The organism is Streptomyces sp. NPDC055749 (assembly GCF_053617235.1).
In genome coordinates, this window is sequence record NZ_JBSHFH010000023.1 from 92,887 (window position 1) to 118,520 (window position 25,634).

Sequence of the window (25,634 nt, forward strand, 5' to 3'; positions counted from 1 at the left end):
CAGCCCTGTACCCCTCGTCCCCTCGAATGTAGTCGCGCTCACCGTCCGGGACGTGCCTTTGCACCAAGTAAGCCAAGTACGCCCCCGGGACCGCCACGGATGATAGGGAATCCTTGGACGCTCGGCGTTTCGTGGCGGTGGAGCTGGGCAGCCGCGATAAGGAACGGAAACTTCCGGATCGCCGGGCTCCCCTGAACGAGAGGTCCAGTCGCGTGACGTTGAAGGTGGACGAAACCGAGCAGGGTGCGTGGACCGTCCTGCGGATATGCGGCGAACTCGATCTCGTGAGCTCACCCGTCGTACGCCAGTCCGTCCACGGGGCGGTGGCCGAGGGGCAGCACGATGTGGTGCTCGATCTCACCGGTGTGTTCTTCTGCGACTCCAGCGGCGTCGGCGTGCTGATCGCCTCCCGCCGCCTGATGAAGTCCTGCGGAGGCCGGCTGCGGCTGGTCCTCCCGGCCCGCGGCGCCGAGGACGGCTCCCACGTCAACAAGGTGCTCGGGGCCCTGGGGGTACGCCGGCTCTTCGAGGTCTACGCCGACGCGGCGTCGGCCATAGTGGACGAAGCCCATCCGCTGTCGGCCTGACACTCCGATTCCAGACCATGTTGTAACACCGGCAGCGTCCGTTAGTGACACGTCACGCCCCTGGGCGTCGTACGCTCGCCGCATGGACAGCGCAGAGTACGAGCGCAAGATCGCGCACCGTTTCGCCGCCTTCGACCAGGACGGCAACGGCTATATCGATCGCGCCGATTTCAACGCCGCCGCGGCCCGGCTGCTCAACGAGTTCGGTACGACCGCCCGCTGCGACAAGGGGCAGTCGCTCTACACCGGGGCGGAAGCCTTCTGGCAGGGCATGGCGGGCATCGCGGACGTGGACGGGGACCAGCGGGTCACCCGTGAGGAGTTCGTCGGTGGGGCGGTGAAGCGGCTGCGTGACAACCCCGAGCGCTTCGCGGAGATCGCCCGCCCCTTCCTGCGTGCGGCGATCGCCGTCGCGGACAACGAGAACGACGGTGCGGCCTCACTCGCCGCGGTCGAGCGGGCGCTGCGCGTGCTGGGCGCCGACGCGGAGACCGCGAGCCTTGCCGCGCAGCAGCTGGACACCGACCACGACGGGCGGGTGTCGGAGGCGGAGGCGGTCGCCGCGTTCGCGGCGTACTTCACGGTGATCCTGCCGGACGTGTAGTCGTTGCCGTCCACCGGCCCCGGGGCAGCCGCGCGTAGGTGCCCCGGGGCCCGTGACCGCGGTGGGGGTCGTGCATGGACCACCCATCGGTTGTCGAGGTGGCGAACTACGTGCTCTCCGGCTGCTGTTCCAGTGGCTGGGCAAGGCTTTCACCGGATGACGACCGGGCCTCGGGCACCGCACCCGACGAATCCCCGCAGGGCGCCCGGACTTCGTTCTGACGATCATGAACCACTCGGGCTGTCCGGTCCGATGTAGGGATTGTGAGCGGATCAATGGCGGCCTACGAGAGCGACGACGCGGAGCTGCTGCGTGCCGTCGCCGGTGGCGACCGCCGGGCATTCGAGGTGTTCTACTCCCGCTACGCACCCTGGCTGATCTCCCGTCTGCAGCGCCGTTGCCCGGACCGGGCGTTGGTCGAGGACGTGGTGCAGGAGACCTTCGTCGCCGTATGGCGTGGTGCGGACGGATTCCGGGTCGGCAGCAGTGGCGACGCGGCGGGTTGGCTGTGGCGTATCGGTTCGCGGCGCCTGATCGACGCGACGCGCAGTCACGGGGCACGGCAGAGCCTGTTCCGGCGGCTCACCCGGATACGGGGCCGCGGCGACGAGCCGTCAGCAGAGGATCAGGTACTCCAGGACGTGCGCCACGGTGACCTCGCGGACGCGTTGCGCCGGTTGCCTCCCGAGCTCGCGGCCGTACTCCACGCCACGGTCGTCGACGGCCTCACGGTCAAGGAAGCGGCAACCTGTCTCGGAATTCCCGTGGGGACCGTCAAGACCCGTGCCATGAGGGCCCGCCGTCTCCTGCAACAGCAGTTGATGTAGGTGGGACGGCAGCTCCTGCGTTCCGGACGCCTGAGGAGAGTGAGATCTATGGAGAGGCACGGCTCGACCCCCGGTGCTGCGAGCCACCCATCGGCGGAGGAAGTCCGGGCGTACGCCTGCGGAGGACTGGCTCCGCCGCGGGCGGCGGCCGTCGACACGCATCTGGCGGAATGCCCGTCCTGCCGCCACGAGTTGAGCGGCGCTGTTCCGCACGGCCTGCTCGATGATCTGTGGGACCGCCTGGACGCGGCCATCGACGAACCCCGCAGGGGGCTGATGGAGCGGGTCCTGCTCCGCCTGCGCGTGGCCGATCACGATGCGCGGCTCATCGCCGCGACACCTGCGCTGCGCCGTACCTGGGTCGTCGGTGCCGTCACGGTGCTGCTGCTCGCGGTGCTGGCGGCGCACGTGCTGACACCGACGGTTGCTCCGCTCACCCTGCTGGTGGTGGCTCCGGTACTGCCCGCCGTGGGCATGGCGCTCTCCTGGGGTCCGCGCTTCGACCCGGCCCACGAGTTCGCGCTCGTGACTCCGACCAGTGGATTCCGTATCGCGATGTTGCGGATGGTCGCGGTACTGGCGGCCAGCACCGTGCTCGGCGGATTCGCCACCCTGGCTCTGCCACGGCTGGGCCTCGCGGCCCTCGGGTGGCTGGTGCCGTCCCTGGCGCTCACCCTCGCGACTCTCGTCCTGGCGTCCCGGGTCGATCCCGTCCGCGCGGCAGCGGTGTGCGCGAGCGCCTGGCTCCTCGTCCTCGCCGCGACATCCGACCCCGACACAGGCGGAGCGTGGCTGCTCAGCGCTCCCGGACAGGCCACGGCGGCGGCCGGCCTGGTGTGCGCCGCCGTGATGCTGGCGACCCAGCGCTCGCGCTTCGAATTCCTCTCGTCCCGGGCGCCCCGCCCGATGTGGTGAAACGGACCACCCCTATCCAGGAAGGACACGGCGTGACCACTCCGATCGATCAACGTTCGACCGTGACAGTGCAGGATCTGGCTGTCAGCTACCGCGGTCACAGAGCCCTCTCCGGAGTCTCCTTCTCCCTCGGCGGAGGAGTGACCGGACTGCTCGGACCGAACGGGGCGGGCAAGACGACCCTGCTGCGTACGCTGGCCACGGCGCTGGCCCCCGGGCTGGGGACGGTCACCGTGCTCGGCATGGATCCACGTACTCCGGAGGCGAGGAACGCGGTCCGCCGGAGGCTGGGATATCTGCCCCAGCACCCCGGTCTCCACCCGACCTTCACGCCCTTCGAGTTCGTGGACTACATCGCCATCCTCAAGGAGATGACACATCGCCGGGAACGGCACGACGAGGTGCGGCGGGTGCTGGAGCAGGTCGGCCTCTCCGCCGTGCGCGGCAAGCGCATCAAGGCACTCTCCGGCGGCATGAAGCAGCGAGTGGCCCTGGCCGCGGCCATCGTGGGCGATCCCGAGCTGCTCATCCTGGACGAACCCACGGTCGGGCTCGATCCCGAACAGCGGATGCGTTTCCGGGAACTGATCGCCGATCTGGGCGAAGGCCGTAGCGTGCTGCTCTCCACCCACCAGACCGAGGACGTCTCCGCGCTGTGCGGTCACGTCGTCGTGCTGGACAGCGGTGAGGTGAAGTTCACCGGGCCTCCGACCACGCTCGCCGCCAAGGCGCGGGGACGTGTCTGGAGCAGCGGTGAGCGTGATCCGCGAGCCGCGGCAGCGTGGCGAACGGGGCTGGGTACGTATCGGAACATCGGCACCCCTCCTGCCGGGGCGGAGCTGCTGGAGCCCTCGCTCGAAGACGGTTACCTCCTGCTCCTCGACGCGGCGGTCCTGCCCGGAGGTGCCGTATGAACACGTCCGCTCCCGTACCCGTCGCCCCTGTCCGCCAGGTCTCGGACAGTGCCGGAAGCCCCACCGGAAGCAGGGGCCGCACCACCGCGGCGGTCCTGGCGCTCGCGCGGGCCGAATCCGTCAGGATGCTGCGCCATCCCGCCGTCCTTGCCGCTGTCGCGGGCATCGTCCTTCCGTGGATCTACCGGGCGGCCACCGGGGACGCGGGCAACCGGTTTCCGGTTCTCCAGGTCGAATCACGACTTGTCCAACTGCCCATGCTCCTCCTCGCCGTGGGAACGGCACTGGCCGTGAACCTCGCCTGTCTGCGCTCCAGCCGCCAGGGAGTCGACGCGCTGTACGAGATCCTGGTGCTGCCCAGGTGGGGGCGTGCCACGGCTCATCTGCTCTCGACCGTGCCACTCGCTCTCCTGGCGGCTGCTCTGTCCGGTGCCCGCATGGCGTATCTGGGGACCCGCACCGGTGCGGCAGGGAGCGTTCAGGTGTGGGAACTGCTTGCTGTACCTGCTCTTGTGCTGTTGGGCGGGGCAGTTGGCGTACTGACGGCGCAGGTGACGAAGTCCGTGGTGGCGGCGCCGCTGGTCGTCGCGGTGCTGGGCATCCTCACCCTCGCCGCGCTGGTCAACAACACCTCGCCCAGCCGCTGGCTCAGTCCGGTGGCCTACGAGAACGAGTTCGCGGCTCCGCTGCCGTCGGATCTGATCTGGCGCCCCGCGGAGTGGCACCTGCTGTGGCTGCTGGCGCTGACCGCGATCCTCGTGGTGGCCGCGCTTCTGCTCGCGGGTGCCCGGTCGAGGCTGCTGGGCACGGGCGCCGCGCTGGTCGCCCTGGCCGTTGCCGCCGGGGTGATGCAGATGCGGGCGATGCCCGTTGAAGTGAACGAGAAGCTGACCCGTGCCACGGAACGCCCTGCGGCATCGCAGGAGTGCCGGACGGTGGGGAAGGTCGGCTACTGCGCTTTCCCCGAGTTCGGCGGACGCGTCACCCAATGGTCGGAGGTGGTCCGCGGAGAGCTGCGCCATGTTCCCGCCGCGGTGGCCTCCTCGCCGTACGCGGTACGGCAGCGCATCTTCCCCGCCGGCAACGGGACCGGCGCCGCGGTGGTGCCTCCGGAGGGCAGTTGGGCCGCGGACGACAAGGAAGCGGGTACCCCTGGCGCGGTGACGGTGGGGACCGACTGGGCGCAGGGCGGCCACGGGACGGACATCGCGAACAACGAGGTCATCACCTTCGCCGGTGTCTTCGCCCACCGGCTCGTCACCGGCGGGCGCCTGGAGGAGGGGAAGGCGACCCCCGTCTGCGGCGCGCGCGCCGTCGTGACCCTCTGGCTCGCCGCGCAGGCGACGGAAGGCACTGAAGGCGCCTTCTTCTCTCTCGTCGACCGTACGTACGGCGGAGGGGTCCAGCTGTCGATCCTCGGTTCCGCGTCGGGCCTGATGTTCGATGCTCCCGAACAGGACGTGGCCGTGGAGCTGTTGGACCGGCCTGCCGGCGAGGTCGGCACCCTGGTGCGCGAGGGGTGGGCGGAGCTCACCGCCGAAGGCACGAGCGTCGAGCGCGCAGCCGAACTGTTCGGTGTGACCGCTCCGAAGATCAACCCCGCTGAGCGGGGACTGTGCTGATGCGGTGGGTCCTGCTGCGCCGGCTGGCTCCACCCGTTCTGCGTGCCACCCGGCTGCTCCCGTCGCTGACCGGCGCCGCACTGGGCGGAGCGATCGTGGCGGCGCCGGTCGTGGCCGGGGTGGAGCTGGAGGCGCACTACGTCGTACTTCTGCTGCGCTGTTCCATGGTGATCACGGTGATCGGCGTGGCCTTCGTGCTGGACGACCCGACGGCCCGCACCACCGAGGTCCTCCCCGTTCACAGGGCATGGATTTCGTCACTCCGGTGCCTGACGGCCCTGGCGGCGCTGGGAGCCGCCTGGGCCGTCCAGGTCGCCATCGCACCACTGGCGGTCCCCACCGCGGCGCGCAGCGCCCTCCCTCTGGCCTCGCTCACCCTGGAACCGCTCACCCTGGCGGTGTGGGCCCTGGCTCTGGCGGCCCTCGGAACCCGGCTCACGGCTGAGGGCAGCGGCGGAATCCTTGCGGCCCCGGGGCTCATCCTGTCGGTGATCGCGGCGATGCTGCTGCCGGAGAAGGCGGCACTCTTCGCGCAGCCGCAGTCGGAGGGCTGGGACCAGTCCCGCTGGATCTGGGGAGCCGTGCTCGGCGCGGCGGCGCTCGGACTGTGTCTGCTCCTGCGGGAGTCCCGGAGCACGCTCCGCCTGTGGCCGGCCGGCCGCGGGCGGACGAACGAGCAGAGGCCGACCGCGTTCGCGGAATCTTCCTGATCACCGCCTGTCGGTCTCTGTGCGACATCGAGAAGAAGGGGACCCTCCCATTCCGGGAGGGTCCCCTTCCGTATTCATTGGAAATGGATTTCCGTATTCCGACGAGCACTCTGGATGCATTTCCATCGGCGTTATTTGATCACGATTTCTACGGGCGCTATCCGGCCTATTTTGGCTGAATCATGGGTGCAGATCACCGCAGAATCGGACGCATCGTGCACGTGGCTCAAGTGAACATTTCCAGCCCTTGTCGATCGATCTTAACCGCTCGTATTGTTCCTGCCGTCACCACTCCATGGCGGAGTGAATTTCAGCAGGGAGAGGCTCTATGCGCATCAACCGTAAGACCCTGTCCAGACCGGCGACCGTCGTCGCGAGTGTCGGTCTGTTGCTCGGCGGCGTCAACGTGCCGACCGCGAGTGCTGCCGTGCCCAGTTGCGTCGCGAAGTCCGTCTCGTACGGCACATTCACGGAGACTGCCAAGGCGACCAACAACTGCGCCGGCAGCCAGTCGTTCTACTTCCTGTGGGACTTCCACCAGGACGGCGGCTGTTCCACCCTGCGCTCCGGCTACTGGCGCTCGGAGACGGTCGCGATCTCAGCACGTTTCGCCGGCCTCGCCTCCTGCTGAACCAGGGGAAGTTCCCAGCGTGAAAACGGGTTCTGTCCCGCGTGAGTAGAAGTCACGCGGGACAGAACTCCGCAATAGGAATCCTAGCGACCTGACCGACGTACGGCTAGAACTGTTCGGGGCAGGAGAACTGTTCCCGCAGCTTGTACTTCAGCACCTTGCGCAGGGCCTCGTTACGGGGCAGCGCCTCCAGCACTTCCAGCTGCTCCGGCAGCTTGTGCACCGACAGGCCCTGCGCGCGCAGATGGCCGGTGATCTCCGCCAGGGTCAGCGGCGGGGCTCCGGTGGGCTGCTCGACGACCGCGCAGACGCGTTCCCCGCGCTCCGGGTCCGGGAGGCCGATCACCGCCGCGTCGCCCACTCCGGGGTGGGTGTGCAGGAGGTCTTCTATCTCCTTGGCGGAGATGTTCTCTCCCTTGCGGATGATGATGTCCTTGATCCTGCCGGTCAGGGTGAGGTGTCCGCTTTCCTGTAGGTGGCCGATGTCGCCCGTGATCAGGAAGCCCTCCGGGTCGAAGACCGTTGGGGCGGTCGCCGGGTTCAGGTAGCCCCGGCAGACGGCCTCGCCGCGCAGGCGTACCTCGCCGTCCGTGCCGTGGGGGAGTGGTTTGCCCTCCTCGTCGGTGATCCGTATCTCCATGCCGGCGGGCGGCCGGCCCTCCGTCGCGGCGAGGTTCTCCGCCGTGTCGTCCGGGGTGCCCATGGTGATCATGGGGACCTCGGTCATGCCGTAGCCGTGCGTCAGCTGCACACCCATCTCCCGTACGACCGCGTGGTACAGCTCCGGCGGCTTCGGTGCCCCGCCGCCCGCGAGCAGGCGCAGGGTGGGGACGAGGGGGCGGCCCGGGGCCTTGCGCTGTTCGGTCAGGAACATCGAGTAGAACGCGGTCGAGCCGCCGGCCACCGTCACCCCGTGGCGCCGGTATTCCGCCAGTGCGCCGGGCAGGGCGAACTGCTCGAAGAGCACGGCGGGGAAGCCGTACAGGAGGAGCATCACGGCGTAGTCGGGTCCGCCGATGTGGGCGAACGGGAACGCGATCGAGCCGATGTCGTGCGCCGTGAGGTGCAGTGCGTGCGCCAGGCAGGAGCCGCCCGCGATGAGGCTGCGGTCGGTGTGCAGCACCCCCTTGGGGTCGGAGGTCGTGCCCGAGGTCCAGTAGATCCAGCGCGGCCCCGTGCTGTCGGATGGCGGTGGCGGCAGGACGGCCGGATCGCCGTCAGGGAGCGTCTCGTACGCCTCGAAGATCAGCGGCGGGTGTTCCAGGTCGGCCGCCAGCCGGTGCGCCATCGCGGAGTGGTCGAAGCCGCGCCAGGTGCCCGGTACGGCGAAGAACGCGGCCTTCGACTCGCGCAGCGCGAACCCCACCTCGCGGTCCCGGTAGAAGGGGATCACCGGCGTCTGTACGGCTCCGATGCGGGTGAGCGCGAAGGAGAGCAGCACGGTCTCCAGACGGGTGGGCAGCTGCCAGGCGACGACGCTGCCGGGGCGTACCCCGAGTCCGTACAGCACGGCCGCGACGCGTTCGCACCGCTCCCGCAGCTCGCCGAAGGTCAGGGTGCGGTCCTCCTGGAGGAGCACGGGGCGGTCCGGGGTCAGGGCGGCCCTGCGTTCGATGAGCTCCCAGAAGGTGCGGGAGGCGCCCAGGGCGTGTGCGGTATCGGTCACGTCGTTCAAGGCGACCCTCCGAACTGATGGTAAGTCAGATGGTGCGGAGAGCGTAGAGCTCCGCGCCTTGTCGGTCCAGAGGTGCGGGGCTAAGACTTGATCCGTAATTCACCAGAGGGTGAGCTGCGGACTGCACGCGGTGCGGGGACCGGGCTTTCCGGCGTGGCCACGCAAGCGTGACTCATCCGGGGTTGCTCGGTTCCGCTGTCCGGCGGTTCGGGGAGCAGAGGTCTCACGGTGTTGCCGTGGGACTGCCACGCGACCCGGCCGCCGGGGCGGTTTCGGGCTCGGTGTGGTTGACTCCCGCAGCGCTTCTTCCAGCGCTTGTGCGTAGGTGATCTGGGCATGCCTCGACATGGTGGTGTCCAGGTACGCGGTCTTGGGGTCGTCCACGTCGGTGAAGCGGACGAACGCGGCCAGTGCGGCGGACACAAGGTCGCGCTTGCCGACGAGGCCGCAGACGCTGCACTTGTGCTCACGGTCGCGGAGGGTCTTGTTCACGCGCTCGCCGCACATGCAGTGCTGTGAGAGGGCCGTTGGCCAAGTAGAGGCCCGGACGAGCCGGCCCCCTGCGGCCTCGCACTCCACCTTGAGAGCGGCGATCAGCATTCCCGGCGTGGTCTGAGACAGACGCTTGCCCCACAACCGGTACCAGGTGCGGATGTCGCAATCCTCCACGACGAGTACCGGTCCATGGGCGGCGATGATCTCCCGTGCCACCCGGCGGGCGCGGTGGCGGCGGTGTTCTGCGATCGAGGCGGCGTGTTCGGCCTGGCGGGCGCGATGGGTACGGTAGTTGGCGGAGAGCCGGTCACGGCGGAACCTCTGCTTCGGCACCCCGTCGGAGCGGGCATGGCGGGCGCCGCCGGGCACGGTCACCGTTTTGGGCTTGAGCCCGTTCTCGACACGACGTTGGGCGCGCTGTGCCTGCTTCTTCGACAGCCCGTACTGTGCGACGTTCGTCGCCCGGCGGGAACGTTCCAGCGCTCTGGCGCGGCCCCGACGCTTCTTGGAGCCCTTCTCCAGCCGTATCCGCTCGGCGTCGGTCAGTGTGATCTCGGTGGACTCGGGCGTGCCGGTGGTGAGATCTGCTGGGAAGGAGACGACCGAGAGGTTGGAGACGTTGCCGTCCACACCGCCGATCCGGTCGAGCTGGGCAGCACGATGGCGCATCTCCCGTACGGCCGGGGCGGTGTAGCCGGGTCCGAGGATCATCACGTGCGCCTCGTACACCCAGCCGCCCGGCGCACTGGCCTTGCGGCGGCGTACGAGGTCCACCTTGTGCCAGCAGTCAGGGTTGCTCAGGAAGTGTTGCACCCGCTCCCACTGGCCCGGCTGTTGCGGGATGCGGACGGGCAGCACGAGGTCACCACGGTCGCCGTCGGGGCCCCCGGCGAACACCACAGCGAGCGGGCCGGTGTGGTCCCACCATGTCGCCTTGCGAGTCAGGGGTGTGCCCGCAGCGGTCAGTTTGCCGGTGGGCACGCGGCCCTCGGGGATGGTGGGCTTCGGAATGCGGCGGGGCTGCAGCATGGGGTGCTGGCCGTCGTCGGTGTAGGCCATGACGTGGCCGTGGAGGTTGCCGACAAGACGGAATGTCTCCCACTTGTTGGCGGTCGTATGCGACCGTGCCCGGCCCGGAATCCGGTTGAAGTCGTGCCAGTTGCCGACATTCGGACGGCCGAACCGGTGGCCGGTGGCGTCGGGAAACAGGTGACGCTGCACCCCGTTCCATACCTCATCGGCCATGTGCATCGCTAACGCCTTCGAGGCGTGGTGCTTGAGGTGCCCCGACGCTTCCAGGTGCTTGTAGGCGCGGCGTTCCAGGGCCTCACGGGACAGGCCGAGGCGCTGTCTTACTGCCTTTGCTCCCTGCTCGTTCCGCGCGTGGTACGCGGCCCAGTAGGCGTCGACCTTGGCGCTGGCGTCGCGCTGTATGGCGCGCTTGAGTGACCACATCGCCCCGTAAAGACCATCGAGCCGGGCGAGGTCGCCGGGGTCGGTGACGGCCAGTGGCAGCACCATCACTGACACCAGCCCGTCATTGGGCTTGGTCCACTTCGGCGTTTTGTTCTTCCCCCGGAACTTCCGTGGCTGGGCAGCCTGCACTGCCGTCACCTGGATCTTCCGCCGCACCACATCACCTCCGCGCCACCCGCTGCGACCGCTGTCCGATCATCTGACTCTCTTGCGTAACGCATACCACCCGAAAAGGTCACCCTGCATCCTGGTGTGCTCTCGAACGGCTGTGGATGTGCCTGAGTAACAACGGGGAACCCGAGTCAATCGATTCGCTTCTGGGTACTCTGAGTTCGAAACAAATCTGACGGTCCATCAGATATGGGCGTTCGGATCCACTGACGGAAGATCTCAAGCGTGCGCCGAAGGGGACACCATGACGGAACTGCCTCGGATCGTCAGCGTCGACGACCATGTGATCGAGCCGCCGCACCTCTTCTCGACCTGGCTGCCCGCCAGATACCGCGAGCGCGGGCCGCAGCCGCTCACCGCGGGCATCGGCGAGCTGGCGTACACGGGGGGCAAGTACGTCATCACGATGGACCCGGACGGGCCGCCCACCGACTGGTGGATCTACGAGGACCTGAAGTTCCCGTACAAGCGCAACATCGCGGCGGTCGGCTTCGACCGCGACGACATGACGCTGGAGGGCATCACCAGGGCGGAGATGCGGCCCGGCTGCTGGGACCCGGCCGAACGGCTCAAGGACATGGACCTCAACCATGTCGAGGCGAGCCTCTGCTTCCCGACCTTCCCGCGGTTCTGCGGCCAGACCTTCGCCGAGGCGCACGACAAGGAGGTCGCGCTCGCCTGCGTCCGCGCCTACAACGACTGGATGGTGGAGGAGTGGTGCGGTGACAGTGGCGGCCGGCTGATCCCGCTCTGCATCATCCCGCTGTGGGACATCGGCCTCGCGGTGGCGGAGATCAGGCGCAACGCCGCACGGGGTGTGAGAGCGGTGACGTTCTCCGAGATCCCCACCCATCTGGGGCTGCCCTCGATCCACAGCGGCTACTGGGACCCGTTCTTCGCGGTCTGCCAGGAGACCGGCACGGTCGTGAACATGCACATCGGGTCCAGCTCGCAGATGCCCGCGGCCTCCCCCGACGCCCCGCCCGCCGTACAGGCCGCTCTCTCCTTCAACAACGCGATGGCCTCGATGATGGACTTCCTGTTCAGTGGGGTGCTGGTGAAGTTCCCGACGCTGAAACTCGCCTACAGCGAGGGCCAGATGGGCTGGATCCCGTACGCGCTCGAACGCGCCGACGACGTGTGGGAGGAGCACCGCGCCTGGGGTGGGGTGCGCGACCTGATCCCCGAGCCGCCCTCCACGTACTACTACCGGCAGATCTTCTGCTGCTTCTTCCGCGACAAGCACGGCGTGGCGTCGATCGATGTCGTCGGGCGGGACAACGCCACCTTCGAGACCGACTACCCGCACGTCGACTCGACCTTCCCGCACACCAAGGAGGTCGCGCTCGACCACGTCAAGGGACTGGACGACGAGACCATCTACAAACTGATGCGCGGAAACGCCATCCGGATGCTGGGTCTGGACCTGGACCGGTGACCGATCTGTCGTACAGCGAGGAGGAGGACGAGTTCCGGGCGCGGCTGCGGGAGTGGCTCGCCGGGGCGCTCCCCGGGCTGCCGCCCAAGCCCTCGCCCGACGACTGGCCGGGGCGGCGGGCGTACGACACCACCTGGCAGCGGATGCTGTACGACGCCGGGTACGCGGGCCTGCACTGGCCGGTCGACGCGGGCGGGCAGGGTGCGACGCCGACCCGGCAGCTGATCTTCCTGGAGGAGACGGAGAAGGCGGGGGCGCCGTATGTGGGTGCGAACTTCGTCGGGCTGCTGCACGCCGGGCCCACCGTCGCCGCCGAGGGGACCGCTGAGCAGCGGGCCCGCTGGCTGCCGCCCGTCCTGCGCGGCGAGGAGATCTGGTGCCAGGGGTTCAGTGAGCCGGAAGCGGGCTCCGACCTGGCCGCGCTGCGGACCCGGGCCGTGCGCGACGGCGATCACTACGTCGTCAGCGGCCAGAAGATCTGGACCTCGCACGCGGAGGTCGCCGACTGGTGCGAACTGCTGGTGCGTACGGACCCGGAGGCGCCGAAGCACCGGGGGATCAGCTGGCTCGCGATGCCCATGGACGCGCCGGGCGTGACGGTACGGCCGTTGCGGACGCTCGCCGGATCGACGGAGTTCGCGGAGATGTTCCTCGACGAGGTGCGGGTGCCGGTCTCCCACCGCGTGGGGGAGGAGAACGACGGCTGGCGCGTGACGATGGTGACGCTGTCCTTCGAGCGCGGCACCGCCTTCGTCGGCGAGGTCGTCGCCTGCCGGCGCACGCTGGCGGCCCTGGCGGACGAGGCCAGGGCGACGGGGCGGTGGGACGACGCCGTACTGCGCCGGAGGCTCGGCCGGCTGAACGCCGAGTTCCGGGCCCTGTGGCGGCTCACCCAGTGGAACGTCAGCGAGGCGCAGCGCGGTGGCGGGGTGCCGGGGGTGGGTGGCTCGGTCTTCAAGCTGCGCTATTCGCAGGCGCGGCAGGAGCTGTACGAGGCGGCGGCCGAGGTACTGGGCGTGGACGCCTGCGATCTGGACCGGGAATGGGTGCTGGACCGGCTTTCCTCGCTGTCGTACACGATCGCCGCGGGCACCTCGCAGATCCAGCGGAACATCGTCGCCGAGCGGATACTCGGCCTGCCGAAGGGGCGGTGAGCGACTGTGGACTTCGCACTGTCGGAGGACCAGCGGGCCCTGCGCTCGGGGATGCGTGAGCTGCTCGGCGGGCGGTTCGGCAGGGAGCGGATGCGGGCGGCCGTGGAGAGCGGGGGCGGGGTCGACCGGGAGCTCTGGGCCGAGCTCGGCGCGGCCGGGTTCTTCGCGCTACGGCTGCCGGAGGCCGAGGGAGGGGTGGGTCTTGGGCTGCCCGAATCCGTACTGCTGTTCGAGGAGGCGGGGCGGGTGCTGCTGCCCGGGCCCCTCGTGGCCACGCACCTGGCCGCCGGAGCCGTGAAGGGCGCGGCGGAGGGGCGGGCCGTGGTCACGGTCGCGCACGGGGGCGGGGGTGGGTACGGGCGCGGGCCTGTGGTGGACCTCGGGGACGCGGACGGGCTGCTGGTGCTGGGGGACGGGGTGCGCCTGGTGGCGGGGGAGTCCCTGCGGGACGTCGTGCGTGCGGCGGTGCCCGTGCGGTCCCTGGACCCCCTCACTGCGCTGCACCGGCCGGCCGGACCCGTCGCCGGTGCGGAGCCGCTGCCGTCGCTGTCCCCGCACACACTGCGGTACGAAGGCGCCCTGCTCACCGCCGCCGAACAGCTCGGCAGTGCCGCCCGGACCACGGAAATGGCGGTTCAACACGCCCGTGGACGTGAACAGTTCGGTGCCGCGATCGGTTCCTTCCAGGCGGTCAAACATCTCTGCGCCCAGATGCTGGTCCGTGCCGAACTGGCCCGTGCCGCCGTGTACGCGGCAGCCGTGACCGGGGACCCGGTCGAGGCGGCCGGCGCCAAGCTCCTGGCCGACGATGCCGCCGTACGCAATGCCCGGGACTGCCTTCAGGTGCACGGCGGAATGGGCTTCACCTGGGAGGCGGACGTCCACCTGCATCTGAAGCGGGCCTGGCTGCGCTCCGGGAGGTGGCTGACGGCGGCGGAGGCGGAAGAGGCTCTGGCGGGCGATCTGGGTGCTGAGGACCGGGCGTAGGACGGCTTCGGCGGGTCCGGTCGATCATGACCAGGCTTTGGGGTGTGCTGTTACACAGTGCAGCCGGTCCGCGTCGATACCGGGTTGTGTCCTTTGCGTGATTCGTCACCGGCCGGAGTCGGCACCGCGCTCGGGTACGCTCCGTTGGATGCGAGTGGTTGTGGAACCGGGCGATCCGGGTGTTGCCTGTGCGGCGACTCCGGCTCGGGTGCGGTGCCCTGCTCGCGGTCCGAGGAGCTGTGCCGGGCCTGGCCGGGAAGCGATTCCCGGGGTGCCGGTGCGCTCCTGTTCGACTCCCCGCAATGCGCGTCGCACAGTATGCAGCACGCGTACTCCTTCGCGCTGGAATATGCCCGAAGCGCTTGTTGCGGTGACTGTACGTCAACCATGCTGTCTCGCAAGGGAATCACGTTCCGTGACCCTGAGGAGGCGCGAGGCGATGTGTCCGCCGGTTCGGATGGTGTGAGCGGTGCAGGTGCTTCAGGTTCAGCTGGAGGTCGGGCCGGATCCCGCGGAAGTGGGGCGGGCCCGCAGATGGGCGCGGTCGAGGCTGGTCGGCTCCGGAATCGGGGACGACGAGCCACTCGCGGAGACGCTCATTCTGCTGATCTCCGAGCTGGTCACCAACGCGGTCGTCCACACCGGCTGTCCGGCCGTGCTGCGGATGCTGTTCGGCTCGGCCGGAGCGGTCGGGACGGTCAGGGTCGAGGTCGCGGACGCCAGCGGCTGTCCGCCGCAGCCGCGGCACGCGGAGGGCGATGACACCAACGGGCGCGGCCTGGAGCTGGTGGACGGCCTCGCGGACCGCTGGGGCTGGCAGCCGGAAGGCGCCGGGAAGCAGATCTGGTGCGAGGTCGACAGCGACGGACCGCTGACGGCCCCGGCGGCCGTGGTCCCGGCGGTGCCCGTAGTGGTCCAGGGAGCGCTGTTCGGAGTTCAGAGGACGGCGACCGGGGCGACGGGAGTGCCGGTGGCGCCGGTGAACGGCTCGGGCATCGCACAGAGCAGGAACGCGTAGCGCTCGTCCTCCGCACAGGCTGTGGACAAGGCTTCGAGATTCCAGTTCTGCCCCTGGAGCATGCCCATCTCGACGAGATCGAGGGCGTGCACGGGCAGCCACAGATCCTCGATCTCCGGCGGGAAGATCTCGAAGGTCAGGGTGTCGTTGGCGACCGCGGCCACATCCCGTGCGTGGAACCACTCGGGCGTGCGCACCGAGAGGCCGGGTGACGGATAGGCGTACGCGTGCTTGTCGCCCGCCAGATAGACCTGGATCTGCCCCGTCCGTACGAGGACGATGTCACCGGCCCCGACCCGGACCCCCGCGAACTCCTCCGCCGCTTCCAGGTCCTCGGGTGTCACGGCGTGGTCGCCGGGCAGCCGGTCGACGCCGTGGGCGCGGGCCACGTCCAGCAGGACCCCGCGCGAGACGAGCGGCGGTGCGGAGGCGATCGAGCTGAACTGCGCGCCGCCGTGTGCGGTGACGGTGCCGGCCGGGCGCCCGTTGTAGATCTTTCCGCCGTGCGATGCGTGGGTGAGCGCGTCCCAGTGGGTGGCCGCCTGGAGGCCCATGGTCACGGCGTCGTCGCTGGTGGCGACGGTTCCCGGGCCGAAGAGCTCCTGGTTGATCTGGACCATCGTGTGGAGCGGGTTGACCCGCCCCGGGATCAGCCCGCTCTGTACGCCGTCCTGCTGGAGCGGGAGCGCGAGCGGGATCCGGCGGCCCGTGCGGACGGTGGCCGCGGCGTTCCGTACGACCTCGGCGGTGATCAGGTTGAGCGTCCCGATCTCGTCGTCGGCGCCCCAGCGGCCCCAGTTGTTGACGCGCTTGGCGATGGCGTGGAACTCGGCCGGCAAGGACATGGGGGCCTCCTGGGGCTTGTGCCGGGGCAGCGGACTACCCGTAAAATCTAACGGTCCGTCAGAAACCGCGGGAAGGGGCCGGGCATGGGGAACTTCTTGGCAGGCAAAGTGGTCGCCGTCACGGGCGCAGGCCGCGGCATCGGGCGGGCGGTCGCGCGCGCGGCCGCCGCCGATGGTGCGAGGGTCGTCGTCAACGACTACGGCGTCTCCGTCGAGGGCGGCGAACCGACGTCCGAGATCGCCGAATCCGTCGTCGAGGAGATCGAGGCGGCGGGCGGGGAAGCCGTCGCGGTCGCCGACGACATCTCCACGATGGCCGGCGGACAGCGGATCGTGGACACCGCGCTCGCGCGGTACGGGCGCATCGACGGGGTCGTGTGCGTGGCGGGGATCCTGCGGGAACGGATGCTGTTCAACATGTCCGAGGAGGAGTGGGACCCGGTGGTCGCCACGCACCTCAAGGGCACGTTCACCGTCTTCCGCGCCGCGTCCGCGGTGATGCGGAAGCAGGAGGGCGGCGGCACGCTGATCGGCTTCACCAGCGGCAACCACCAGGGGAGTGTCGCGCAGGCCAACTACAGCGCGGCGAAGGGCGGGATCATCTCGCTCGTACGGAGCGCGGCGCTCGGCCTGCACAAGTACGGGGTCACGGCGAACGCGGTCGCACCGGTCGCGCGTACCCGGATGTCCGCCAACGTCCCCATGGAACTCAAGGAGATCGGCGAGCCGGAGGACGTGGCCGCGCTCGTCGTCTACCTGCTGAGCGAACGGGCCCGCGCGGAGGGGATCACCGGGCAGGTGTACACCGTCGCGGGGCCGAAGATCGCGGTCTGGGCCCAGCCGAGGGAGCTGCGCGCGGGGTACGCGGAGGGGGCGTGGACGCCGGAGCGGATCGCGGACTTCCTGCCGGGGACGGTGGGGGTGGACCCGATGCCGATGCTCGTGCGGCTGGAGGAGATGGCGGCGGCGGCTGCCGCGGGAGCCCGCCCGAACACCTGACCCCGGCCCAGGGCCTGTCGGGCCACCCATCCAGCGGAACATCATCGCCGAGCGGCTGCTCGGCCTACCGAGGGAGCCCAGATGAGGGGCGTCGTATTCGACGGCACACGTACCGAGGTCGTCGACGATCTGGAGATACGGGACCCGGAACCCGGAGAGGCGCTGGTGGCCGTCGCCGCGGCGGGGCTGTGCCACAGCGACCTGTCGGTGATCGACGGGACGATTCCGTTCCCGCTGCCGGTGGTCCTGGGGCACGAGGGCGCGGGCGTGGTGGAGGCGGTCGGCGCGGGCGTCACCCATGTGGCGCCCGGCGATCATGTGGCGCTGTCGACCCTGGCGAACTGCGGGGCGTGCGCGCAGTGCGACCGGGGAAGGCCCACGATGTGCCGGAAGGCGATCGGCATGCCGGGCCGGCCGTTCTCCCGGGCCGGGAAGCAACTGTTCCAGTTCGCCTCCAACTCGGCCTTCGCGGAACGCACGCTGGTCCGCGCCGTCCAGGCGGTGAAGATCCCCGAGAGCCTTCCGCTGACATCGGCGGCCCTGATCGGCTGCGGGGTCCTGACCGGAGTCGGAGCCGTACTCAACCGGGCGAAGGTCGACCACGGCGAGACGGTCCTCGTGATCGGCACCGGCGGGATCGGCCTCAATGTCATCCAGGGCGCCCGGATCGCGGGCGCTTCGGCGATCGTCGCCGTCGATACCAATCCGGCGAAGGAGGCGGTGGCGCGGCAGTTCGGCGCGACGCACTTCCTGACCTCGACGGAGGGCGTGCGCGACATCCTGCCGACCGGCGCCGACCACGCCTTCGAGTGCGTGGGCCGTACGGAACTGATCCGGCAGGCGATCGACCTCCTGGACCGGCACGGCCAGGCGATCCTGCTGGGGGTCCCGGCGGCGACGGCGGAGGCGTCGTTCCAGGTCTCGTCGATGTATCTCGACAAGTCGATCCTGGGATGCCGGTACGGCTCCTCGCGCCCGCAGCGCGACATCGCGCTCTACGCGGACCTGTACCGCGAAGGCAGGCTGCTGCTCGACGAGCTGGTGACGGAGACGTACCCGGTGGAGGACTTCGCCAAGGCGGCGGACGACGCGCACCACGGGCGGGTGGCGCGCGGGGTGCTGGTGTTCTAGGGCATTTCGTCCGGATCAGGCCGGGCGTTCGCCGGCCGTCGCCCGGAACGTCCTGCGGTACACCGTCGGCGGCACACCCAGTGCCGCCTGCAGGTGCTGGCGCAGCGAGGTCGCGGTGCCGAAGCCGGCGTCCCGGGCCACTTGGTCGATGGACAGGTCCGTCGACTCCAGGAGGTGCCGGGCCCGCTCCGTCCGTTGCAGGGCCAGCCACTGGCCCGGGCTGACACCCACCTCCTCGCGGAAGCGGCGGGTGAACGTCCGGACGCTCATGGACTCCTGCTGCGCCATGTCGCGCAGCTGGATCGGTGTCTCCAGCCGGCCGAGCGCCCAGGCGCGCGAGGCCGTCGTCGTCGCGAACTGCGGTTCGGGCACCGGGCGCTGGATGTACTGCGCCTGTCCGCCGTCCCGGTGCGGAGGGACGACGGTGCGGCGGGCGATGTCGTTGGCCACGGCGGCGCCGTGGTCGCGGCGCACGATGTGCAGGCAGAGGTCGATTCCGGCGGCGACCCCTGCGGAGGTGAGGACGTCCCCGTCGTCGATGAACAGGACGTCCGGATCGACCTCGACCTGCGGGAACAGCTTCTGGAAGTGGTCGGCGGACGACCAGTGCGTGGTGGCGGGCCGGCCGTCGAGATATCCGGCGGCGGCGAGGACGTAACCGCCGGTGCAGATGGACACCATCCGGGTGCCGGGTCTGATGTACGCGAACGCGGCGGCCAGTTCCTCGGTGAGCCTGCCCTCCGTGAAGACGGGGCCGAGTTCGTACGACGCCGGGACGATCACCGTGTCGGCGCGGGCGAGGGCTTCCGGGCCGTGTTCGACGGTGATCGTGAAGTCCGCGTCGGTGCGGACGATGCGGCGCGCGCCGACGGAGCAGGTCACGACATCGTAGAGTTTTCGACCGGAGCCGTGCGGTCCGGCGGGCAGGGTGCGGCCGAATATCCTTTGGGGGATGCCGAGTTCGAACGGGAGCAGCCCGTCGAGGGCCAGGACGACGATCCGGTGCGGCACGGCGGGCTCCCTTCGCTACTAGCTGGTATAGACCATAAGCTGATACATGTCACCGCTGTGATGGAGAAGCCAACAGACAGCGCCTGCATTCCCGACGCGATACGTGACCTCGAACTGCCCTCCGCCGGGCCCTCCACCGGGCCCTCCACCGGGCCCTCGGCCGGGATGAAGGGGGGAATTCGGACGGGCGAGCTCTGGAACCGTAACTTCCGGCTCTTCTTCGCGGCCCGGACCGTCGCGCTCTTCGGCGACGGCATGATTCCCGTCGCGCTCACCGCCGGCCTGCTGGGCGCGGGCCGCCCCGCGTCGTCCGTCGGGTTCGCGCTGGCCGGTGCTCGCGATCGGGGCCGGGCAGTTCGTGGCGGGTGCGGCGTTCGCGTTCTGGCTGGTGATGTGGTCGACGACGGTCCAGACGCACGTACCGCCGGAGGCGCTGAACCGCCTGCACGCCTACGACGTGGCGGGCTCGCTCCTGATGCTCGCGGCGGGCCGCGCACTGGCCGGACCGGCCGCCGAGGCGATGGGGGCGCAGGAGGTGCTGCTGGGGGGCGCGGTGATCAACATGCTGGCGGTGGCGGTGCTGTTGGGGGCGCGGCCGATCAGACGGCTGGAGCGGATCGGATGAGGGGAGTGGGCTGTTCGAGGCTTCCGGCCGCGGGTGCGGCGGTGCTGACCGTGGCCGCCGGGCTCGGGGTGCGGGCGGTGGCGGGCGGGGATGTGGCCAAGTACGCCGGGGACGCGCTGTACACGGTCCTGATCCACGCACTCGTGGTGCTCGTCGCGCCCCGGGTGAGGCCGCCGGTGGCGGCCGGGGCGGCACTGGCCTTCAGCTGGGCGGTGGAGTTCGCGCAGCTGACGGATGTGCCGGCCGAGTTGGCGGCGAGGAGCACGGTTGCCCGGCTGGTGCTCGGTTCGACCTTCAACGCCCCGGACCTGTTCTGGTACGGGGCGGGGGCGGTTGCTGCGGGGTGCGTGCACGCGTGGGTGGCGGGGCGTCGTACGGGCGGTCGTACGGGTGGTCGTACGCATCCGGCACAGTGATGGCCCGATCCCTGCGAACCATGTCTGCCCGGCCACTCGTACACCCTCCGACCTGGCCCGATGCTGGGTGACGTGACCCAGACAACCGACCCCATGGCTCTCGCTGTCCCCCCGGTGAAGCCCGGCCGCCGCTCCCGGCCGCGTATCCACCGCGCCTGGATCGTCGCCGCTGTCACCTTCGTGACGATCATCGGCGGCGCGGCGTTCAACTCCCTTCCCGGGCTCCTGATCGACCCGCTCAACGACAAGTTCGGCTGGTCGCGCGGGGAGATCGGTCTTGCGGTCTCGATCGACATGGCGCTGTACGGGCTCACCGCGCCGTTCGCCGCCGCGCTGATGGACCGCTTCGGCATCCGCCGGGTGGTCGTGGTGGCGCTGAGCGCGGTCGCCGCCGGGGCGTTGGCCTCCGTCTGGATGACGGCCTCCTGGCAGCTGATGATCTATTGGGGGCTGCTGGTCGGCCTGGGCACGGGTGCCATGGCGATGTCGTTCGCCGCCACGGTCACCAACCGCTGGTTCGTGACCAAGCGCGGCCTGGTCACCGGCATCCTCACCGCGGCCGGCGCCTCCGGCCAGCTGATCTTCCTCCCGCTCTGCGCCTGGATCATCGACGAACACGGCTGGCGGCCCGCCTCGGTGACCGTCGCCCTCGCCTCCTTGGTCGTCGTCCCGTTCGTCGCGCTCCTGATGCGTGACCACCCGGCCGATGTGGGCCTGGCCCCGTACGGCGGCACGTATGTGGAGAAGCCTCAGCCCGCCCGCGGAGCGGCTGCCCGGACGGTGCGGGTCCTCTTCGACGCCGCGCGCACCGGTCCGTTCTGGCTGCTCGCGGGCACGTTCGCGATCTGCGGGGCGTCGACCAACGGCCTGATCCGTACGCACTTCGTGCCCTCGGCGCACGACCACGGGATGCAGATCACCGCCGCGGCCTCGCTCCTGGCCGTCATCGGGATCTTCGACATCATCGGCACGATCTTCTCGGGCTGGCTCACCGACCGCTTCGACGCCCGCCGCCTGCTCGCCGTGTACTACGCGCTGCGCGGCATCTCGCTGATGTTCCTGCCGCTGCTGATGGGGCCGACGGTGGAACCGCCGATGATCTTCTTCATCGTCTTCTACGGCCTGGACTGGGTCGCCACGGTCCCGCCGACGCTGGCGCTGTGCCGCGAGCAGTACGGGGAGGACAGCGCGATCGTCTTCGGCTGGGTCCTGGCCTCGCACCAGGTCGGAGCGGCGCTGGTGGCCTTCCTCGGCGGCGTGGCCCGCGACACGTTCGGCTCGTACAACGTGGTCTGGTACGCGGCGGGGGCGCTGTGCGCGATGGCCGCGCTGATGGCCCTGGTGATCCGGCGCCGCTCGCCGCTCAAGGTGCCGGTCAGCTCCTGAATCCGCCGAACTTCCCCTGGTGGAAAAGCAGCGGACCGGCGGTCCCCTCGGCCGTCCCGAGCGCCTCCACCCGCCCCACGACGATGAGATGGTCGCCGCCCGTGTGGACGGCCTGGATGCGGCAGTCCACCCAGGCGGGTACGCCGTCGATGAGGGGTGACCCCGTCGCAGGCGCGGCCCCGTACGCCACCCCGGCGAACTTGTCGGCCCCGCTCACCGCGAACCCCCGGCACAGGGCGCCCTGGTCCGCGCCCAGGATGTTGACGCAGAAGGCCCCGGCGCGGGCGATGCGCGGCCAGGTCGTCGACGTACGGGCCACCATGAAGGTGACCAGTGGCGGGTCGAGGGAGAGCGACGCGAACGACTGGCAGGCGAAGCCGGCGGGGCCGTCCGGATCGTCGGGGTCCTGCGCGGTGACGACCGTGACCCCGCTCGCGAAGTGCCCCAGCACCCGACGGAACTCCCCCGCATCGACGGGCGGTCGCTCATCGGCGCCGACGGCTCTGAGATCGGGCCGGGGCAGCGGTTCGACGGACGCCGCCTGCCCTGCGACCGTGGCGGCGCCGACGGAGCGGAGGTAGCGGACGGCGGTTGCGGCCATGCCTGCGTGTCCCATCACCATTCCATTGAAACTGACGGTACGTCAGATGGGAAGGGTGCCGACCGCGTGGAATCGTCCATGTCCACTACCGCCCGAGGTACTTCGGCGGGCGGCGTTCCACGAAGCTGCGTACGCCCTCGTTCGCGTCGTGGGTCGTCATGTTGATCTCCTGGGCCATGGCCTCCGCGGCGAACGCCGCTGCCCGGTCGCTGTCCAGGGAGGCGTTCACCAGTTGCTTCGTGCCGGTCAGGGCGCGGGTCGGGCCTTCGGCCAGGCGTTGGGCCCATTCCCGGGCCGTTGAGGCCAGTTCGGTGTCCGGGAGGACCCGGTTGACCAGGCCCAGGCGTTCCGCTTCCGTGGCCGGGAGTGCGTCGCCGAAGAAGAGGAGTTCCTTGGCGCGGTGGGGGCCGATCAGGCGGGGGAGCAGGTAGGCGCCGCCGCCGTCCGGGACGAGGCCCCGGCGTACGAAGACCTCGATGAACTTCGCCGATTCGGCGGCCAGCACCAGATCGCAGGCGAACGCGAGGTGCGCGCCGAGGCCGGCCGCCGTGCCGTTGACTGCGGCGATCACCGGTTTCTCGCAGTCCAGGACCGCGCTGATGAGGCGCTGTGCGCCGAGGCGGATCGTACGGGCGACGTCGCCCGGGACACGGTCGCCGCCGGTGGAGGGGGCGGAGCGCAGGTCCGCGCCCGCGCAGAAGCCGCGGCCTGTCGCGGTGAGGACGACGGCTCGTACCGCCGGGTCGGCGGAGGCTTCGGCGAGCAGGGCGATGACGCGTTCGCGCTGGTCCCAGGTGACGGCGTTCATCGCGTCGGGGCGGTTGAGGGTGATCCACGAGACGCCGCTGTCAGTGCGGTGGAGTACCAATGAGTCCAGGGGATCGGGCTCGTGGGAGTTGTTGGGGGTGGATGGCATGGGGGAGCTCCTTCAGGGAGTGGACGTGGGCTCAGCGGCAGACGGCGAGTGCGTCCAGGGCCACCGCGCCCTGGCCGCGGCCGAGGACCACAAGGGGGTTGATGTCCAGCTCCACGAGGTCGTCGCCCAGTTCCAGGGCCATCCGCTGGACCCGCAGGATCACTTCGACGAGCGCGTCGACATCGAGGGGCGGCCCGCCGCGTACGCCGTCCAGGAGGGCACGGCCGCGCAGTTCGCCGAGCATCGCCCGCGTCTGGTCCTCGCCGAAGGGCGGCACCCGGACCGCCGCGTCGTGCAGGACCTCCACGAGCACGCCGCCGAGCCCGACCGTGACCGTCGGCCCGAACAGGGCGTCCTGGGTGACGCCGACCATCATCTCCACGCCCCGCTCGACCATCTGGCACACCAGGACCCCGTCCAGGTCGACGGATTCGAAGCGGGCGATGTCGGTGAGTTCGCGATAGGCGTCGCGGACCTGGCTGGCGGAGGTGAGCCCGACCTTGACCAGGCCGAGTTCCGTCTTGTGTGCGAGCCGGGTGCCGGATGCCTTCATGACGACCGGGTAGCCGACCAGACCGGCCGCCCGGACGGCCGCCGCCGCGCTGGTCACCAGCTGCTCGCGCGGTACGCGAATGCCGTACGCCCGAAGGAGCTGTTTCGCCGCGTGCTCGCTCAGCTGCTGGCCGGGGCGCAGCAGGGCCTGCGCCTTGCGGAACGAGGGCGAAGGCGTGCGCGGCGCGTCGTCGAACGGCGAGCGGTAGGACGCGGTGAAGCGGTGATGGTCCAGATACGCCTTCACGGCTCCGATGCAGTTGCGGAACGTACGGAAGGTGGCGACCCGCGACGAGCCGAGAAGGGTGGTGCGGTAGGCGTCCTCCGTGCCGACGGGCGAGCCCCACACCACACAGATCAGCTTGTCCGTGGCCTCGGCCGCGTCCACCAGGTCCTGGGCGAGCCGGTCGCTCATCGGGGGGAAGGGGCCGGTGATCGGACAGATCAGCACGCCGACGTCCGGATCCGCGAGGATCGCGTCGATGATCTTCCGGCCGCGCCAGTCGCCGACGGGGTGCCCGCCGTTGTCGACCGGGTTGGCGACATTCAGGTAGTCCGGTATCCACTCGTGCAGTTCGCGCTGTTTCCCCTCGGAGAGGGTGGGCAGGGTGAGTCCGGCGCCGGTCGCCAGGTCGGAGAAGTGCGCCCCCGTGCCGCCGGAGATCGAATACACGACGACGCCGTCGGAGCGGGGTGGCTTCGCCCGGGCCAGCAGGGCCGCGGTGTCCTGGAGTTCGTCGAGCCCGTCCACCCGGATCACACCGAACTGCCGCATCGCCGCGTCCACCACCTGGTCGGTGCCGGTCAGCTTGCCGGTGTGTGAAGCGGCCGTCCTGGCCCCCGTTTCCGTACGCCCCACCTTGACCGCCACGACCGGTACACCGGCCCGCGCCGCCCGGTCGGCGGCGAGCAGAAAGGAGCGGCCGTCCTTCAGTCCCTCGACGTAGCAGGCGATGGCCCCGACCTCGGGGCGCCCGGCGAAGTACGAGATGAAGTCGGCGGTCTCCAGATCCGCCTCGTTGCCGGTGGGCGCCCAGTGGGAGAGCCGTATGCCCAGCTCCTGAAGGGTGTGGACGGGGCGGCCCTGGTGCCCGGACTGGGTGATCAGCGCGATGGCGGGCCCGTCCAGGTCCTCGCGGAACGACTCGAAGGCGTTGAGATTGGTGTTCGGTCCCAGGAGCCGCAGCCCCGACCGCTCGACCGCGGCCGACAGCCGCGCCTGGGCGGCCATGCCCTCCTCGCCGGTCTCCGCGAAACCGGAGGCGAAGGCGACGGCGAACTTCACCTTGGAAGCGGCCAGTTCCTCGATGAGAGGGAGCGGGTCGGCGACCAGCAGTACGGCCAGATCGACCTGCTCCGGCAGGTCGGCGACGGAAGGAGAGCAGGCCAGCCCGAAGACGGACTCCCGCGTGGGGTGCACCGGATGCAGCCGCGCCCCGACCCGCTCGGCCCAGGCGATCAGCTGCCGGGTGATCCCGGTATTGGGCCGCCCCTCGGTGTCGGACGCGCCGACGACGGCCACGGACTCGGGCCGGAAGAACCGGTCCAGGTCGGGTACGGGCGCGTGCAGCGGCCGTCCGCTGACGTCGAGACCGCCCTCCACCGTGGCTGTCGCCATGCTGTGGACGGCGGCATGCGGCTCCTCGCCGCAGGCATCCACCCTGGCGCGGAAGTGTGTGGTGAGGGTGCCGTGAGTCGATCCAAGCATCGTTCCGCCCACTTCTGCTCGATGGTGTCCGACTGGGACCAGGGAGACCTTCGGAGTCGCCCGAGCCCCACGTTCATACCTGACGCCTTGTCAGGTTACTGAACTGACGGCCCGTCAGGAATGGGTGTGCAGGCAAAGGCTGAGGGCTGTTGCCGAAGTCCGGGACGGCTGACTGTCGCGGGGGGGCCCCGGGGGCCGCCCCCGGCGGCCCCCCGCCCCC

The 25,634-nt window shown here is 70.2% G+C and carries 23 protein-coding genes and 1 pseudogene; 17 read left to right on the forward strand and 7 right to left on the reverse strand.

Annotated elements, in window-relative coordinates; genetic code table 11:
• Positions 1 to 212 precede the first annotated feature (212 nt).
• The 8 genes from ACWGO0_RS19355 to ACWGO0_RS19390 all read left to right on the forward strand — a co-directional run bounded on the left by ACWGO0_RS19355 (position 213) and on the right by ACWGO0_RS19390 (position 6,810).
• Positions 213 to 587 carry an STAS domain-containing protein gene (locus ACWGO0_RS19355; RefSeq protein ID WP_453535999.1) on the forward strand — a complete coding sequence of 125 codons (375 nt, stop codon included), beginning with the start codon at positions 213 to 215 and terminating at the stop codon, positions 585 to 587.
• Between the two features lie 82 nt (positions 588 to 669).
• The gene (locus ACWGO0_RS19360; RefSeq protein WP_453536001.1) at positions 670 to 1,191 is read left to right on the forward strand and encodes an EF-hand domain-containing protein; all 522 of its coding nucleotides are present in this window, start codon (positions 670 to 672) and stop codon (positions 1,189 to 1,191) included.
• Between the two features lie 275 nt (positions 1,192 to 1,466).
• Positions 1,467 to 2,018: an RNA polymerase sigma factor gene (locus ACWGO0_RS19365; RefSeq protein ID WP_453536003.1), complete on the forward strand. Its 552-nt coding sequence runs from the start codon at positions 1,467 to 1,469 to the stop codon at positions 2,016 to 2,018.
• Positions 2,019 to 2,066: 48 nt separating this feature from the next.
• The gene (locus ACWGO0_RS19370; protein ID WP_453536006.1) at positions 2,067 to 2,933 is read left to right on the forward strand and encodes a zf-HC2 domain-containing protein; all 867 of its coding nucleotides are present in this window, start codon (positions 2,067 to 2,069) and stop codon (positions 2,931 to 2,933) included.
• Positions 2,934 to 2,995: 62 nt separating this feature from the next.
• Positions 2,996 to 3,847 carry an ATP-binding cassette domain-containing protein gene (locus ACWGO0_RS19375; protein WP_453536009.1) on the forward strand — a complete coding sequence of 284 codons (852 nt, stop codon included), beginning with the start codon at positions 2,996 to 2,998 and terminating at the stop codon, positions 3,845 to 3,847.
• Positions 3,844 to 5,469 carry an ABC transporter permease gene (locus ACWGO0_RS19380; protein WP_453536012.1) on the forward strand — a complete coding sequence of 542 codons (1,626 nt, stop codon included), beginning with the start codon at positions 3,844 to 3,846 and terminating at the stop codon, positions 5,467 to 5,469. Before ACWGO0_RS19375 ends, ACWGO0_RS19380 begins: the two co-directional genes overlap by 4 nt.
• Positions 5,469 to 6,179, forward strand: coding sequence for a hypothetical protein (locus ACWGO0_RS19385; RefSeq protein ID WP_453536015.1), 711 nt, complete (start codon positions 5,469 to 5,471; stop codon positions 6,177 to 6,179). The genes ACWGO0_RS19380 and ACWGO0_RS19385 overlap by 1 nt, the downstream gene beginning before the upstream one ends.
• Before the next feature lie 328 nt (positions 6,180 to 6,507).
• On the forward strand, positions 6,508 to 6,810 hold the full coding sequence (locus tag ACWGO0_RS19390) for a hypothetical protein (RefSeq protein ID WP_453536018.1): 303 nt from the start codon (positions 6,508 to 6,510) through the stop codon (positions 6,808 to 6,810).
• A gap of 106 nt (positions 6,811 to 6,916) precedes the next feature.
• Here the strand turns inward: ACWGO0_RS19390 and ACWGO0_RS19395 are convergent, their stop codons facing one another.
• Entirely contained in the window at positions 6,917 to 8,476 is a 1,560-nt protein-coding gene (locus ACWGO0_RS19395) for a class I adenylate-forming enzyme family protein (protein ID WP_453536021.1), read from the reverse strand.
• Positions 8,477 to 8,584: 108 nt separating this feature from the next.
• A complete protein-coding gene (locus ACWGO0_RS19400) occupies positions 8,585 to 10,612 on the reverse strand; it encodes a zinc ribbon domain-containing protein (protein ID WP_453536024.1) in 2,028 nt (675 codons plus the stop codon).
• A 259-nt stretch (positions 10,613 to 10,871) separates the two neighbouring features.
• Here ACWGO0_RS19400 and ACWGO0_RS19405 point away from each other — a divergent pair, with 259 nt between their 5' ends.
• The 4 genes from ACWGO0_RS19405 to ACWGO0_RS19420 all read left to right on the forward strand — a co-directional run bounded on the left by ACWGO0_RS19405 (position 10,872) and on the right by ACWGO0_RS19420 (position 15,224).
• Positions 10,872 to 12,065, forward strand: coding sequence for an amidohydrolase family protein (locus ACWGO0_RS19405; protein ID WP_453536027.1), 1,194 nt, complete (start codon positions 10,872 to 10,874; stop codon positions 12,063 to 12,065).
• Complete coding sequence (locus ACWGO0_RS19410) at positions 12,062 to 13,219, forward strand: acyl-CoA dehydrogenase (RefSeq protein WP_453536030.1); 1,158 nt, start codon at positions 12,062 to 12,064, stop codon at positions 13,217 to 13,219. Before ACWGO0_RS19405 ends, ACWGO0_RS19410 begins: the two co-directional genes overlap by 4 nt.
• A gap of 6 nt (positions 13,220 to 13,225) precedes the next feature.
• Positions 13,226 to 14,206, forward strand: coding sequence for an acyl-CoA dehydrogenase family protein (locus ACWGO0_RS19415; RefSeq protein ID WP_453536033.1), 981 nt, complete (start codon positions 13,226 to 13,228; stop codon positions 14,204 to 14,206).
• Between the two features lie 469 nt (positions 14,207 to 14,675).
• The gene (locus ACWGO0_RS19420) at positions 14,676 to 15,224 is read left to right on the forward strand and encodes an ATP-binding protein (protein WP_453536036.1); all 549 of its coding nucleotides are present in this window, start codon (positions 14,676 to 14,678) and stop codon (positions 15,222 to 15,224) included.
• On the opposite strand, the gene ACWGO0_RS19425 is transcribed toward ACWGO0_RS19420, so the two are convergent.
• On the reverse strand, positions 15,143 to 16,069 hold the full coding sequence (locus ACWGO0_RS19425) for a cyclase family protein (protein ID WP_453536039.1): 927 nt from the start codon (positions 16,067 to 16,069) through the stop codon (positions 15,143 to 15,145). The genes ACWGO0_RS19420 and ACWGO0_RS19425 overlap by 82 nt on opposite strands.
• An 84-nt stretch (positions 16,070 to 16,153) precedes the next feature.
• On the opposite strand from ACWGO0_RS19425, the gene ACWGO0_RS19430 reads away from it, so the two are divergent.
• Both ACWGO0_RS19430 and ACWGO0_RS19435 read left to right on the forward strand, forming a co-directional pair.
• Complete coding sequence (locus ACWGO0_RS19430; RefSeq protein WP_328905203.1) at positions 16,154 to 17,068, forward strand: SDR family oxidoreductase; 915 nt, start codon at positions 16,154 to 16,156, stop codon at positions 17,066 to 17,068.
• 81 nt (positions 17,069 to 17,149) lie between these two features.
• On the forward strand, positions 17,150 to 18,199 hold the full coding sequence (locus tag ACWGO0_RS19435; RefSeq protein ID WP_453536042.1) for a Zn-dependent alcohol dehydrogenase: 1,050 nt from the start codon (positions 17,150 to 17,152) through the stop codon (positions 18,197 to 18,199).
• 15 nt (positions 18,200 to 18,214) lie between these two features.
• Here the strand turns inward: ACWGO0_RS19435 and ACWGO0_RS19440 are convergent, their stop codons facing one another.
• Positions 18,215 to 19,210, reverse strand: coding sequence for a GlxA family transcriptional regulator (locus ACWGO0_RS19440; RefSeq protein WP_453536045.1), 996 nt, complete (start codon positions 19,208 to 19,210; stop codon positions 18,215 to 18,217).
• Positions 19,211 to 19,541: 331 nt separating this feature from the next.
• Between ACWGO0_RS19440 and ACWGO0_RS19445 the strand changes: the two are divergent.
• The 3 genes and pseudogenes from ACWGO0_RS19445 to ACWGO0_RS19455 form a co-directional block, all read left to right on the forward strand.
• Positions 19,542 to 19,835 (forward strand): annotated as a pseudogene (locus ACWGO0_RS19445) (MFS transporter); the annotation flags it as partial.
• Entirely contained in the window at positions 19,832 to 20,251 is a 420-nt protein-coding gene (locus tag ACWGO0_RS19450; protein ID WP_453536048.1) for a ribosomal maturation YjgA family protein, read from the forward strand. The pseudogene ACWGO0_RS19445 and the gene ACWGO0_RS19450, both read left to right, overlap by 4 nt.
• A gap of 60 nt (positions 20,252 to 20,311) precedes the next feature.
• Positions 20,312 to 21,637 (forward strand): MFS transporter, encoded by a 1,326-nt coding sequence (locus tag ACWGO0_RS19455; protein ID WP_453536051.1) that lies wholly within the window; start codon positions 20,312 to 20,314, stop codon positions 21,635 to 21,637.
• Here the strand turns inward: ACWGO0_RS19455 and ACWGO0_RS19460 are convergent.
• The 3 genes from ACWGO0_RS19460 to ACWGO0_RS19470 all read right to left on the reverse strand — a co-directional run bounded on the left by ACWGO0_RS19460 (position 21,627) and on the right by ACWGO0_RS19470 (position 25,414).
• The gene (locus ACWGO0_RS19460; protein ID WP_453536054.1) at positions 21,627 to 22,238 is read right to left on the reverse strand and encodes a flavin reductase family protein; all 612 of its coding nucleotides are present in this window, start codon (positions 22,236 to 22,238) and stop codon (positions 21,627 to 21,629) included. The genes ACWGO0_RS19455 and ACWGO0_RS19460 overlap by 11 nt on opposite strands.
• An 85-nt stretch (positions 22,239 to 22,323) precedes the next feature.
• The gene (locus ACWGO0_RS19465; protein ID WP_453536057.1) at positions 22,324 to 23,154 is read right to left on the reverse strand and encodes an enoyl-CoA hydratase/isomerase family protein; all 831 of its coding nucleotides are present in this window, start codon (positions 23,152 to 23,154) and stop codon (positions 22,324 to 22,326) included.
• A gap of 31 nt (positions 23,155 to 23,185) precedes the next feature.
• Positions 23,186 to 25,414 (reverse strand): acetate--CoA ligase family protein, encoded by a 2,229-nt coding sequence (locus ACWGO0_RS19470; RefSeq protein ID WP_453536060.1) that lies wholly within the window; start codon positions 25,412 to 25,414, stop codon positions 23,186 to 23,188.
• Positions 25,415 to 25,634 lie beyond the last annotated feature (220 nt).

Excerpts from the sequence above, each read along its gene's own strand:
- ACWGO0_RS19360 (WP_453536001.1), top strand. The coding sequence starts at position 670 with ATGGACAGCGCAGAGTACGAGCGCAAGATCGCGCACCGTTTCGCCGCC.
- ACWGO0_RS19365 (WP_453536003.1), top strand. The coding sequence starts at position 1,467 with ATGGCGGCCTACGAGAGCGACGACGCGGAGCTGCTGCGTGCCGTCGCC.
- ACWGO0_RS19370 (WP_453536006.1), top strand. The coding sequence starts at position 2,067 with ATGGAGAGGCACGGCTCGACCCCCGGTGCTGCGAGCCACCCATCGGCG.
- ACWGO0_RS19380 (WP_453536012.1), top strand. The coding sequence starts at position 3,844 with ATGAACACGTCCGCTCCCGTACCCGTCGCCCCTGTCCGCCAGGTCTCG.
- ACWGO0_RS19385 (WP_453536015.1), top strand. The coding sequence starts at position 5,469 with ATGCGGTGGGTCCTGCTGCGCCGGCTGGCTCCACCCGTTCTGCGTGCC.
- ACWGO0_RS19390 (WP_453536018.1), top strand. The coding sequence starts at position 6,508 with ATGCGCATCAACCGTAAGACCCTGTCCAGACCGGCGACCGTCGTCGCG.
- ACWGO0_RS19405 (WP_453536027.1), top strand. The coding sequence starts at position 10,872 with ATGACGGAACTGCCTCGGATCGTCAGCGTCGACGACCATGTGATCGAG.
- ACWGO0_RS19425 (WP_453536039.1), bottom strand. The coding sequence starts at position 16,069 with ATGTCCTTGCCGGCCGAGTTCCACGCCATCGCCAAGCGCGTCAACAAC.
- ACWGO0_RS19430 (WP_328905203.1), top strand. The coding sequence starts at position 16,154 with ATGGGGAACTTCTTGGCAGGCAAAGTGGTCGCCGTCACGGGCGCAGGC.
- ACWGO0_RS19435 (WP_453536042.1), top strand. The coding sequence starts at position 17,150 with ATGAGGGGCGTCGTATTCGACGGCACACGTACCGAGGTCGTCGACGAT.
- ACWGO0_RS19450 (WP_453536048.1), top strand. The coding sequence starts at position 19,832 with ATGAGGGGAGTGGGCTGTTCGAGGCTTCCGGCCGCGGGTGCGGCGGTG.
- ACWGO0_RS19455 (WP_453536051.1), top strand. The coding sequence starts at position 20,312 with ATGCTGGGTGACGTGACCCAGACAACCGACCCCATGGCTCTCGCTGTC.
- ACWGO0_RS19460 (WP_453536054.1), bottom strand. The coding sequence starts at position 22,238 with ATGGCCGCAACCGCCGTCCGCTACCTCCGCTCCGTCGGCGCCGCCACG.
- ACWGO0_RS19465 (WP_453536057.1), bottom strand. The coding sequence starts at position 23,154 with ATGCCATCCACCCCCAACAACTCCCACGAGCCCGATCCCCTGGACTCA.
- ACWGO0_RS19470 (WP_453536060.1), bottom strand. The coding sequence starts at position 25,414 with ATGCTTGGATCGACTCACGGCACCCTCACCACACACTTCCGCGCCAGG.